The sequence below is a fragment of the Paraclostridium bifermentans genome (assembly GCF_964259345.1).
GTDB lineage: Bacteria > Bacillota > Clostridia > Peptostreptococcales > Peptostreptococcaceae > Paraclostridium > Paraclostridium bifermentans_B.
Genome location: NZ_CAXVJR010000003.1, coordinates 276,681 through 288,898, shown reverse-complemented (window position 1 = coordinate 288,898; position 12,218 = coordinate 276,681). Strand labels below are relative to the sequence as shown.

11 protein-coding genes are annotated in these 12,218 nt (G+C 25.6%); all 11 read right to left on the bottom strand.

All coding sequences use genetic code 11. The annotated features are described in order from the left end of the window. Positions 1–91: 91 nt before the first annotated feature. The 11 genes from ACEXNK_RS07730 to ACEXNK_RS07680 all read right to left on the bottom strand — a co-directional run bounded on the left by ACEXNK_RS07730 (position 92) and on the right by ACEXNK_RS07680 (position 12,213). Complete coding sequence (locus ACEXNK_RS07730) at positions 92–838, bottom strand: CpsD/CapB family tyrosine-protein kinase (protein ID WP_373598225.1); 747 nt, start codon at positions 836–838, stop codon at positions 92–94. Between the two features lie 2 nt (positions 839–840). Beyond that, positions 841–1,518, bottom strand: a complete 678-nt coding sequence (locus ACEXNK_RS07725; RefSeq protein WP_373598226.1) for a YveK family protein — start codon at positions 1,516–1,518, stop codon at positions 841–843. Positions 1,519–1,869: 351 nt separating this feature from the next. Then, on the bottom strand, positions 1,870–2,760 hold the full coding sequence (locus ACEXNK_RS07720) for a DUF368 domain-containing protein (RefSeq protein ID WP_373598227.1): 891 nt from the start codon (positions 2,758–2,760) through the stop codon (positions 1,870–1,872). Positions 2,761–3,076: 316 nt separating this feature from the next. After that, complete coding sequence (locus ACEXNK_RS07715; RefSeq protein ID WP_373598228.1) at positions 3,077–4,531, bottom strand: flippase; 1,455 nt, start codon at positions 4,529–4,531, stop codon at positions 3,077–3,079. Positions 4,532–4,552: 21 nt separating this feature from the next. Beyond that, positions 4,553–5,983, bottom strand: coding sequence for an O-antigen polysaccharide polymerase Wzy (wzy, locus tag ACEXNK_RS07710; protein WP_373598229.1), 1,431 nt, complete (start codon positions 5,981–5,983; stop codon positions 4,553–4,555). 28 nt (positions 5,984–6,011) lie between these two features. After that, complete coding sequence (locus ACEXNK_RS07705) at positions 6,012–7,019, bottom strand: hypothetical protein (protein WP_373598230.1); 1,008 nt, start codon at positions 7,017–7,019, stop codon at positions 6,012–6,014. Positions 7,020–7,022: 3 nt separating this feature from the next. Next, a complete protein-coding gene (locus ACEXNK_RS07700; protein WP_373598231.1) occupies positions 7,023–8,078 on the bottom strand; it encodes a glycosyltransferase in 1,056 nt (351 codons plus the stop codon). Between the two features lie 12 nt (positions 8,079–8,090). Continuing rightward, the gene (locus ACEXNK_RS07695) at positions 8,091–8,978 is read right to left on the bottom strand and encodes a glycosyltransferase family A protein (protein ID WP_373598232.1); all 888 of its coding nucleotides are present in this window, start codon (positions 8,976–8,978) and stop codon (positions 8,091–8,093) included. Then, positions 8,975–10,081 carry a glycosyltransferase gene (locus tag ACEXNK_RS07690; protein WP_373598233.1) on the bottom strand — a complete coding sequence of 369 codons (1,107 nt, stop codon included), beginning with the start codon at positions 10,079–10,081 and terminating at the stop codon, positions 8,975–8,977. The genes ACEXNK_RS07695 and ACEXNK_RS07690 overlap by 4 nt, the downstream gene beginning before the upstream one ends. A 2-nt stretch (positions 10,082–10,083) precedes the next feature. Next, the gene (locus ACEXNK_RS07685; RefSeq protein ID WP_373598234.1) at positions 10,084–11,220 is read right to left on the bottom strand and encodes a glycosyltransferase family 4 protein; all 1,137 of its coding nucleotides are present in this window, start codon (positions 11,218–11,220) and stop codon (positions 10,084–10,086) included. Further along, entirely contained in the window at positions 11,221–12,213 is a 993-nt protein-coding gene (locus tag ACEXNK_RS07680) for an NAD-dependent epimerase/dehydratase family protein (protein WP_373598235.1), read from the bottom strand. Positions 12,214–12,218: the final 5 nt, after the last annotated feature.

The following is a 12,218-nucleotide window of genomic DNA, read 5'->3' as shown; positions in this document are numbered from 1 at the left end:
GTTTATATACAAAGTGCTTGGCGGTTCTTTGTATATATAAAACTTTATTCTCACATTTTATAGAAGGCTTATGCTAAGAGCTTGGCGGTTTTTATGCATAAGCTTTCTCTTTGTTTTTAGATTTTTTTCTTTTTTTCTTTTTATGTTTAGCACTTCTGCTTCCATCGGCCTGTTCATAGTAATAACTATAGTATCCATAATAATTTCCTTCAGATACATACTTGTTAAGTACCACTCCCATTATATTTGCCTTTACTTTTTCTAATCTTTCTTTAGTTATTTTAGTAGCTTCTATTTCTGTTTCCCCTGCTCCAATAACCATTATTGTTCCATCGCAGTAATTTGCTAATATTCCTGCATCTGTTATGACTCCTATTGGCGGCGCGTCTATAAATATATAGTCGTAGTAGTCTTTTAATATGTCTATAAACTCTCTCATTTTTTTAGATGCTAACATCTCGGCAGGATTTGGCGGCATCTTACCAGTTGTTAGTATCTGTAAGTTTGATATTTCTGTCATTTGTACACAAGCTTTTAGTTCTTTTTGCCCTGCTAATACCTCTGTTAATCCATAACCATTAGATACGTTAAACATTCTATGTATACTTGGGTTTCTAAGATCTGCATCTATTAAAAGTACTTTTTTTCCTTCTAATAAAGAAAAGCTTACTGCAAGATTTGATATAACTGTTGTTTTTCCTTCATCTTGTTTAGAGCTTGTTATTAATATTGTCTGTATATCTTTATCTACTTTTGAGAACTGTATGTTAGTTCTTATAGTTCTATACGCTTCTGATATAGATGATTTTGGATCTTTAAAACTTGTTATATTTATCATTTTTATTTACCACCTTTCTTAGACTTATATTCATCAGGTACTACCCCAATTATAGGAAGTCCTAAGTATTGTTCTATGTCTTGTGGTGTTTTTATTTTATTATCTAAATATTCAATCAAGAATATTACAAATAGAGATACCATAATTCCTAAGACTGCAGCAATTGCTATATTCATTATTTTATTAGGTTTTACAGGGTTTTTAGGAACTACTGCTTTGTCTATTATTTGGACATCGTTTGCCTGAGTTATTCTTTTTACTTCTTTTTCAAATACCTCTGGAAGTGTATTTGCTATGTCAGCAACTTTTTTAGCATTTGTTCCTTGTACTATTATGCTTAATATTCCTGTTTCTTGTACTGTTGCTATGCTTATATTATCTTTGTCTACTTCTGTTTTTAGTTGTTCTTCAACTTTTTTGATTACTGTTCTGGATTTTATTATTTCTCCATAAGTCAGTGCTAATTGTTCACTAACCCTAATCTGATCGGATGTCATAGATTGATCTTTTGGTGCATCTGTGTCAACTAATAGAGTAGTTTTTGCCTCATACACTGGACTTAATACAAAAAAGCTTATGATTCCACTTACTAGCATTGCTATTATAGTTATTAGTGCTATTATCCATGCTCTTTTTTTGATAATTTGAAAATAGTCTCTTAAGTCAATAGTTTCTTCCATTTTTCCCTCCAATTTCTTTAGTTTTTATAAAAATTTACAAGTATTTACTAGATTTGTTTATAAAAACTCTGTTATTCTCAGTTTTTTTCAAATTTTCGATTTGTCCTTCCTTATTATAAGTTAATTTTTTGTAACATTCAAAGAAAATCGTTCTTCAATTTATTATGTTTTTTTTCATTTTTTGTTAATTTTTTGTTACTTTTCGACAATTTACCATTCTATTTTTACTCTTTTTTGTCGAAATACTTTTTATTTTTTAGTGTTCTCTAAATGTTTTTTTGAATAAAAAAAATAATCTATGGTAAAACTAAATAGTTTTACTAATAGATTATTTTTTATTTATACATATATTTAATTACAATTTGTTTTAATATCTTCTGATTCTTCGTTTTTATGCTTAAGCACAGTTTTAAGTTTTTCTAATGCAGGAACTAGTATACAACCTATTCCAAAAAATACTATACTAAATGTTTTAACACCCATTGGTGCTTTAGGTATTTCCAAAGAAGTAGGTCCCATTACAACTGCATATATAGATCCTATCATAAGCCCTATAATACAATAGATAGTTTGTGATCTAAAAGTTTTAAGTAAGTATCTTACAACTCTTACCGTTACTAAAATACCGATTAATACACCACATCCAAATATAATTATACCTGGTAAATATTCAAAGTTTAACTTAAGTACATGCTTGATAGCTCCAAGTATTGGTACATACAGTCCAAATATTAAAAGTATAGTCGATCCTGATATTCCAGGAAGAACCATTGCCGATATGGCAATCATACCTGATGCAAATATATATGCTATAAGTGGTAAACTTAAGTTATCTACCTTAACAGAAAAGCTGTAATCACTTCCTGTGGCTGGGTTAAAATAAGTCATTGCACATACTATAAATATTCCTAATACTAAAAATATGATGCCCTTTTTATTATTTGTTAGTGTTTCTTTTTCTGATTTAAATATTAATGGAATAGATGCTATTATAAACCCTAAAAATAAAGAATTTATTTCATATATATTTTTTTCAAATATAGATGTTATAAATAGTACAGATAATGTAAAACCTATAACCCATCCAGCTCCTATTTTAGATAGAAATTTTAATCCTTTTATTCTATCTTCTTTACTTCCTGATATTAAGTTGTTTAATGAATTTACAAAGTCATCATAAAACCCTAATATAAACGCGATAGTTCCACCCGATACTCCTGGTACACTATCAGCTAATGCCATACAAAACCCTCTAATAAAATTTAAAATGTACACATTGTCCTCCTTAAAGCAAAAATACCTTCCATGTATCTAATAAAACTTTAATAACATTTATTTTTTAGTCCTATATTCTATATTACTACAAATTAATAAAATTCTAAACCTAATTTAATATATAACAAAAACTGCTAACTATCAATAATAAATCATATATTTACTTAAATTTAACAATTTATAAATTCAGTCTTAGCTTTAAAAAATTTCATAATTATACTAATAAAAGTAGAATTAAGATATGGGTGTCTTATCCTACTTTTATTATTCACATATTTTATCTTTATTTTTTATCCGTAAGTTTTTTAGATTTCATTTTTAAAATACTATAAACAAATTCATCTTTAAATATTGCTAACATAGTAAAGTAAGATACTACACACAATACTATAGTTAATATAAATACTATTATTTCATTTTTTATCATATTATTTAATAGTATATATATAGGTATGAATGTTAATGATGAAACAATATATTTTAGTATATCTTTAGATATAATTTTAAATTTGAATTTCATATTTTTTAATATATATATATATTCTAAGGTTAGTAATAATATTGATGCTATTATCGTTGCAAGAATAGCACCTTCTGATTTTAGTTGTAAATTGATTATAGCTATTTTATTTCCTACTAAATTCACAACCCCAGCTATTAGTAAATATATTGCTATAATTTTTTCTTTTCCATTTATATAAAGAACTTGATTTCTTATAAACATTTCAATATTTATTATAATCATAAATATTGAAAATAATTTTAAAGTTAAGTTAGCATCAATATACTGACTCCCTCCATAAAATATTAATATATATTTAGATAAAATTATTACGCCTATTGCAGCTGGAAATGTAAACATACAATATATTTTATATAATTTATTTAATAAATTATTATATTCCTCTGAATCATCAGACATTGTTTTCACCAATCTAGGAACAGATACAGTTAGTATAGTTTGTATCATTGTCAGTATCATAAACATTATCATATTACTTATACTATATAAAGATACATCTAATTCACTTCCATATGTTCCAAGCATTGTTTTATCTATTTGATAAAATAATATTCCATAGTTACATATTATAAACCCGGCTAAAAGGTATTTTATATGGCAGTGTATTTGTAAATTTTTAAAATTAAATCCTATATTCTTTTTAATAAATATAAAGCTTGTTAAATTATTAAATAATATAAATAATACATTTAATATTACATAATAAATAAAATCTTCTTGCTTTCTCACAAGTGCAAATATACCTACTACATATATAATTCTAATTACTACTGTTTTTACAGTTATAAATTTATAGTTTTCAAATCCTTCATTTGCCCACTCGACATAAAAAATATTACTGAATATATTTATACTGTAGACTATTAATATAATTTGTAAGCTATCTAAACTTTGATTTACTCTTATGAAAATAATGTAAATTATTAGCATAGATATACTACTAATTAAATTTATTACAAAACAACTAGTAAAGAATTCACTTAACTTTTCCTTGTTTTCTCTATATTTAGCAACTTCTCTTATTCCATATTGATAGACTCCAAATGATGCAAACGCAAAAAAGTAAGTGTATATAGATTCTGCATAATTTATTCTTCCTAAATTTTCAGGTCCTATTACTCTTAATACATATGGAGAAACTATTAGTGGTAAACATATGTTAAATATGTTTAATATAAGCTTGTATATTATATTTTTTGCTAGATTATTATTCATATCTCATCTCTTTCTAAAAAATTAATCTACATATTTTTGCTTTATTAATTTATTTTTCAAAAAATAAATTAATAAAATAAACATGATAGGTCTTAAAATAGTTTCCATAAATCCTAAAGTATACGATCTTGGCATAAAGTATATATATGGCAGGGCATATAAAGAGAAATATAAACCTATTCTATTTCTTAGCATATTGCTTTTAATAAATGCTAAGAACATACCGATTATTATATTTCCTATTATTAAAGATGTAGCTCCTGAGATTAAGTATAATTCACCCATATAATTTCCACCTAATCCTCCTCCACTCATAAATATATACTTATTTACTAAGTAAGAAAGTTTGTGACCTAAACTATGTGTAATAACACCGTACATTCTTATATCATCAAATCTATTTTGTATAAGTTTTCCAAAATCTCCAAAAAACACTGGATGTAGCACATATGCTGGAGTAAACCCTAAGTATTCTTCATTTTCAATACTTAGTGATAATACATTTAATGAGTATCCTTGTTGTTCTATAAAGTCTACTATAAAATTGCTTTGATATTCTGTTTTACTATAATTTCCTTTTCCCGATCTAATATTACCTACAAAAAATGATATCATAATAATCGCTATTCCTATTATTACTAGCTTCTTAAAGTTTATTTTAAAGTCTTTTCTATATGATAAATATGTTACTATCATTATGAACTCAGATAATACGAATCCTCTGACTCCTGCTAGTAATGATAAACCTAGACAAATTATATATATAATTAGAGGTTTTTTTATTTCTTTTTTATCTGGCATAGATGCTAATAGCGCATAAAAACTAAATTTAAATATATATGCTGATACGTTAACCAAGCTTCCCCCTGGTACATGCATTTCACTTTGATATAAAGCCATATATCCTTGACCTATAACGTTTAGTCCTATATATAGATTCTTATATATGTATGGTATACTCGATAAATAAAATATTTTTTTAGATATTTTATATAGCTTTTCATCTTTTGTTATACTAAACTTAGTTTTGTTTAGTATATACTTTTTAGAAAATCCTGAAAATATACAGTATCCTAAGTTAAGTGAATTTAATGTAAATACCAACATCATAAGAGTTTTAAATTGTGTTTTATTATCAAGTTTATAATAAGCAAACCATGTTATTTGATCAAATTCAGCCATTCCAAAAAGATCTAATATAACTCTTCCTATATCAAATACAAATAAAGTTACTAATAAAACCATTATTGGATCTGTAAATTTATTTCCTAATAATATATTGAAAATTATAAATATTATAAAAGTAGCCAATAAGATGATTTTAGTATATTGTATATATTCATTTAATTCATATAGTTGCGAATTTATAATTATACAGTAATATATTGAAGCCATAATTAGTAACATAAGTTGAGTAGTTAGTATAGGTAATATTTTTTTATTTTTTTCCATAGTCGTCTCCTATTCACTAAAAAATGGCTTACTTATATAAATATTCACTCAAGTTAGCTTCGATATATTCTATGTCTTTTTTTAACTCGTCATGTTTTAACCATAGCCTAGTATTATTTATAGATTTATCTGGGTTAAAAAGTTCTTTTTTCTTCGTATGATATTTGGGATCTAAGCCTAAAAACTCGAAAACTTTACTAGTTGCATTTTCATAGTCATAAACTAAATCTTCAAACTTAATCCTCATAATTTTATTTCTATCTTCTGTTTTATACGTACTACTTTCTCTTGTATATTTGTACCACTTACAAAATATCTCCGCATTATCACAAGGAACAATTGTACCTTTCCAATAAAGTTTTTCTAATATATAAATATCTCTTGGATCTCTATCAACTGCAATTACATTTATATCATTAAAGTATCTTAAGTATCTATTTATATTAGTTGGTGGTACTAATTGATCAACCATAATATATTCTTTATTTAGATAGTTTGCCTGGCTAAATAATTTATCTATATATTCTTTTGTTATATCGTAAAACTCATCTCCAGGTTTTGAATATAGTGTAACTTCATTTTTCAATAAAGTTATTCCCTTTTCCGTTTTTCTAAATATAGCTTTTCTTAAGATCATATAAATTTTATTAAGGGATCTTTCCACAAAGTAAAATATCTTACCTTTGTCTATTACATCTTGATGCCATATTCCCTTATATTTAAAATCTGTTAACTCATCTATATATTCCTTTGATATTTTTTTAAATTTACCATCGAAATAATTTTCATATTTTTTATTAAATTTGTTTCCACTTAAAAAGTCTACATATCTACTGTATCTTTTTAATGCATGCCCTGAATTGTGCCTATGATGATTTTCTACTAAATTATATTCTAGGTCTGATATACCCTCTGGGTCTTGTACAAACCTAAACTCGTAATCTCCCATAGAATGTATATTTTCAAATTCACTTAATAAATCAGTTATTGCACTTGATCCAGTACCATAATATCCTGTACATGTAACTATTTTCATAACCTACACCTCTAAAATTTCATTCCAACTTGTTACAATATTTTCTATATCATACTCTTTAGAATATCTCTTTGAATTAACTGACATTTCCTGTCTTATTGATTTGTCTTTAGCTAGTTTAATCATAGCTTCAGCAAATTTTTCTATATTATAACTTTCAACTAATATTCCATTATCAGTAACTAATTTCTTATTAGCATCTATATCATACGATACAATTGGTAGTCCTGCTTCTAATGCTTCTAATACTACCATAGGTAATCCCTCATATCTTGATGAACTTAAAAATATACTTGCATCCATATAATATTGTGATATATTTTTAGTTGCTGGTATAAATTCAATGCTATTTTCTAAACTTAATTCTCTGCACTTTTCTTTTAATTCATACTCTAATTCTCCTGATCCAACAATTAAAAGTTTCCAATCTTTTAACTCCTTAGAAACAATATTCCATGAATCAATTAACATATCATAGCCTTTAGGATATGATAATCTTCCTACAGTAAGGAAATTTTTTGAATCAGCCTTATATTCTTCTGAAACTTTTATAGCCGTCGGGTTACATATAATAACTATTTTTTCTCTTTTTATTAATTTACTTTCTTTATTTAAATCTTCATATAAACATATAACTTTATCATATGCATTAAAAATTTGCTTAGTTTGGTAAAATTTATAGAAATTAATAAATTGTGACGTTCCCGAATGTGCAAAATATATAAGATTTAAGTTCTTAAATAAACCTAACTTTCTAAGTATATATATAGATGTTGTAGGAATATATTTATTAAATATTATCGTTTCTCCATCTTCTCTACTTTTTAAAAATTTATATATTATAATCAATCTTATTATTGGTAAAAATTTTATATTTGAAAAATAATTTAATTTACCCATTTTTATATTTTTTTCTAAATTGTAAAAAGATGTTTGTTGGTTTTCTGTAACTATTTCTATATCATGGTTTTGTGAGAAATAATTTGCCCATATCGATACAACACGTTCTACTCCTCCAGCAATTCCCATATTAGTAAGTTGAAAAGTTATTTTTTTCATACTTCGCTCCTTTTAGTTGTATTTACCTTTCATTTCCATTTTATCTTTAAAGTACATACCTAAGGCAAGCGGAAATGTAACTAAAGCTAAGCATTTATATTTACAATCTAAAACTTCTTTTATTGATTTATCATGTATACAAAATCTTGAATGATTTATAGTTGCTTTAATCTTAGCTTTTTTCATCTGAGATAAATTCATTCTTTGATTGTAATATGTCTTTGTTCCATTTATACTATCAATTCTTATTTTTAATTGATGGTCTGTTAATCCACCTTCTAAATATTCTTTTACCATCAATATATCATTAAAGTATTTTATTTTCTTTTCAGAAGTTAATTTATCAAATAATATAGCTTCTGTTATGAATTTTTCATTATCAAATTCTTCAAATCTATATTTTTTTAAAATATGTGTTTTGTATATTTCAGGTTCTCCTGGTAAACCATATACATCTCTGATGTTCATTGTATCTGATATAAGACCTTCTTTTGGATACTTGCCTCCTAGTATATTATTTTGTTTATCTATACATAATCCAGCTATACCCGCTATATTTTCATCGTCTTTTATAGAATTATATCTATTTATTATTTTCTCTACAGCATCATCTACTATATAATCATCACTATCTACACATATAAAAGCTGCTGTTTTACAGTTTTCTATGCCTTTATTAAATGCCCTGTGTTTACCACCATTTTTTTGCTTTATATATTCTATTTCTATAATATTTTCACTTTTATACTTGTTTATAACTTCCTCTGTATTATCCTTAGATCCATCATCAACTATTAACCATGTAAAATCTTTATTAGTTTGATTTTTTAAGCTATTATAAAGTTGGTCAAGTAAGTTAGCTCTATTATATGTTGGTGTAAATATAGTTAATATCTTCATATTTTTTCCTTCCCTTTTAAAATTTCATAATATTCATTTTGCATAAATTCCTCGACATATGTTTCAAATTTATTTTTCCACAGTAGAGATGCATTTTCTGAATATTGTTTTATTAAACTTTCTAATTCTTTATTTTCAAATATTTCTTCTAAGAATTTAAAGTCTTCATCTATCACAAATCCTACTTGATTTTTTTCTACGTTATTACCAATTAAAGTACCTTTTGTTGTTATTATTGGTTTTCCTAACATCAAAGCTTCATAGTACTTATTTGGTGCAGCATATATATGATTATGAATATTTTTACAATACATAGCAGCTATTATATCCGAGTTTTTCATTATTTCTAATGACTTTGCGTAGTCTACCTTTCCGTAATAAACTATATTTTCACATTTCTTCGTATACTCTTCAACTATTTCCTGTAATGCTCCAAAACCAGCAATATTTAATGTAATGTTTTTGTTTAAACTAGCTAGCTTTAATAATTGTTCTATATTTCTACTACGATCAAATATTCCAACATAAGATATATTAATATTTTCACTTGGCTTATACTCCTTTAGAGACCTTAAAATATTTTTATCTATATATGGTATATTAGGTAAAACATGTATATTATTATTTTTAATATGCATTTGTTCTTTTCTACCTTCATCACAAATTATTATATGATCAGATTTATTAGCTGCTAATTTTTCTAGATTTCTTATAAGAAACTCTATCATTGGTACTCCACTTAAGTTACTATTACCTACCCAATCAAAAACATCAAATACTATTCGTTTATTAAATGCTTTCATAATCAATGAAGGTAATGCAGTATCAAAATCACATGCATGGATTACATTATATTCATCTTTTTTTGATACTAATGTTTTTACCAAAAACATATTCCATTTTATTTTTTTAAATATATTTTTTAATCTAGCTCCATATAATGCTTTTTCTTCAAAATAAATAGTATTCTTTTTATTTATTTTCTCACCTGATCTATTCCATCCGACTAATAAATATTCGATATTATTTTCTTCATAAAATTTTATATATTTATCAACTCTAGGATCTGGATTTAAATCATTACATCTTAGTAAAATTACCATCATTAACTCCTTAAATTCTCGTAAATTAAAGTCATTTCATTTCTAACTACGTCTACATCAAATTTTTTAATGTAGTTTTTATTGTATTCTCCCATAAGCTTTCTATTATCTATGTCATTAATAAGTTTTTCTATAGATTCGCTAAATTGATTGATCGATTTAACATCACATAAGCATCCGCCTTTTTTATCTTGAATTAAATCTACATTTCCTCTTATATTTGAGCATACTACAGGTAACTCACATGCCATAGCCTCCATGAGAGATAAAGATAAACCTTCTCTATATGATGGAAAGCAGAAAATATCAGATATTTTACATAGTTCTACTATATCGCTTCTAAACCCTAATAAATGAACTTGCTTTTCTACGCCAAGCTCTTTTGATAAATTCATAAGATATTCTTCTAGTTTCCCTCTACCTGCAATTATATAATGTATATTAGAATTATTAAGCTTAGATAATGCTCTTATAATTACTTCATGATTTTTATTCTTATTTAATTCACCTACAGATAATAAAACTGTACTATTTGTAGGTATATTTAACTCTCTTCTTTTTCTATCTACATCTACATCTATTTGCCCATATTTTCTAGTATCTACCCCTACACCTGGTACATAGTGTATATTTTTAGCTTTCATTTTCGTTTTAGCTAGTTCATAATCTTCTTTGTTTATAGTAATTAAATCATCTGTAAGATAAGAGCATATCTTTTCAACCGGATAGTATATAACCCAATTTATTAAAGGTGCTCCTTTAAAAAAGTGAAAACCATGACCTGTGTATATTACCCTTGTCCCATTTTTTCTAGATTTTCGTGCTGCAAATCTAGTAAGCATGGCAGCTACTGGAGTATTACAATGGATAATTTCATAGTTATTTTTATTTATAATTTTTTTTAATTGTCTATATGCTTTTATATTTTTTTTATTTATAGGCGACCTCTCAAATTCGATATTGTGATGTACGTCACAATTAGGTATTATACACTCTTCATCGTAAAAGTCATTTTTAGCTCCTACATGAGTTTCATATCCCCTATCTTTAAAAAATTTTATATATGGTAGATGAAAAGTATTTATATGAGCTTTAACTACTGTTGCAATAAATAAAACTTTTTTTGTTTGATTTTCCATTTAATTCTCCTCTAGATTATACCTTCCATATTCTTTTCTACAGTTCCATGACTCAAATTTGATAATCTTTTTATCATTTAAATACTCAATAGAATCTTCATAATTGTATATATTATCATTCATTAACGTTTCTATATTTGAAGCTATATTTGATAGTTTATTTATATTAAGTATTTTTAATATTTTAATTGATAATTTAGATATACTATCTGGTATAGTTAGGATCAATTTTGTTTTTGAACTTGACTTCATCTTGCTACTTATCTGGTTATAAGATATACTTTCAGTACCACATATGAAAGTTCTTCCATATACATCTTCTGATTCAGAAATTTTTTTCATAATCTCAACTAAATTCTTATAATGTATTATTGTTTTTTTATTTTGACCGCTTCCAAACTTAACTACTACCCCTTTGTTAGCTAAATCATATAGCTTTTTAAAGTTTCCTCTATCGTTACCACCATACACTGTAACAGGTTGAATTATAGTTATTGGAAAGTTATGCTTTTTATATAATTCTAGACCATACTTCTCAGCATCATTTTTGCTTATGGCATATGGAGTGTTTGGATTTCTCTTCGTATTTTTATTAATAATTTCATTGTTGTGATTTCCATAAACAGCTACAGTACTAACAAATACTATTTTCTTAATATTTTCTTCTAAAGCTATATCAAATAACTTATTTGTGCAATCCCTATTTATGGTATAAAACTCATTTATTTCTGCTTGATTATTTGGTTTTGAGTGTACTTTTGCAGCTAAGTGGAATAAATAATCTACTTGTTTAAGTTCCGATTTCCAACTATCTACAGAAATCATATCGCCTTTTATAATTATTAGGTTCTGTTTGAATTTTTCTTTCAAATCTAGTATTTGATCAGTATCTCTTCTTATTAAAGCTTTTACTTTATAGTTATCTTTCAATAAGCTTTCAACAAGTTCTAATCCAATCCATCCACCTGCACCGGTTACAAATGCAGTTTTCATATTTA

Bases quoted from the DNA above. Each gene is read 5' to 3' on its own strand.
- ACEXNK_RS07715 (WP_373598228.1), bottom strand. From the start codon at position 4,531: ATGAATAATAATCTAGCAAAAAATATAATATACAAGCTTATATTAAAC.
- ACEXNK_RS07680 (WP_373598235.1), bottom strand. From the start codon at position 12,213: ATGAAAACTGCATTTGTAACCGGTGCAGGTGGATGGATTGGATTAGAA.
- ACEXNK_RS07685 (WP_373598234.1), bottom strand. From the start codon at position 11,220: ATGGAAAATCAAACAAAAAAAGTTTTATTTATTGCAACAGTAGTTAAA.
- ACEXNK_RS07695 (WP_373598232.1), bottom strand. From the start codon at position 8,978: ATGAAGATATTAACTATATTTACACCAACATATAATAGAGCTAACTTA.
- ACEXNK_RS07705 (WP_373598230.1), bottom strand. From the start codon at position 7,019: ATGAAAATAGTTACATGTACAGGATATTATGGTACTGGATCAAGTGCA.
- ACEXNK_RS07730 (WP_373598225.1), bottom strand. From the start codon at position 838: ATGATAAATATAACAAGTTTTAAAGATCCAAAATCATCTATATCAGAA.
- wzy (WP_373598229.1), bottom strand. From the start codon at position 5,983: ATGGAAAAAAATAAAAAAATATTACCTATACTAACTACTCAACTTATG.
- ACEXNK_RS07700 (WP_373598231.1), bottom strand. From the start codon at position 8,078: ATGAAAAAAATAACTTTTCAACTTACTAATATGGGAATTGCTGGAGGA.
- ACEXNK_RS07725 (WP_373598226.1), bottom strand. From the start codon at position 1,518: ATGGAAGAAACTATTGACTTAAGAGACTATTTTCAAATTATCAAAAAA.
- ACEXNK_RS07720 (WP_373598227.1), bottom strand. From the start codon at position 2,760: ATGGCATTAGCTGATAGTGTACCAGGAGTATCGGGTGGAACTATCGCG.
- ACEXNK_RS07690 (WP_373598233.1), bottom strand. From the start codon at position 10,081: ATGGTAATTTTACTAAGATGTAATGATTTAAATCCAGATCCTAGAGTT.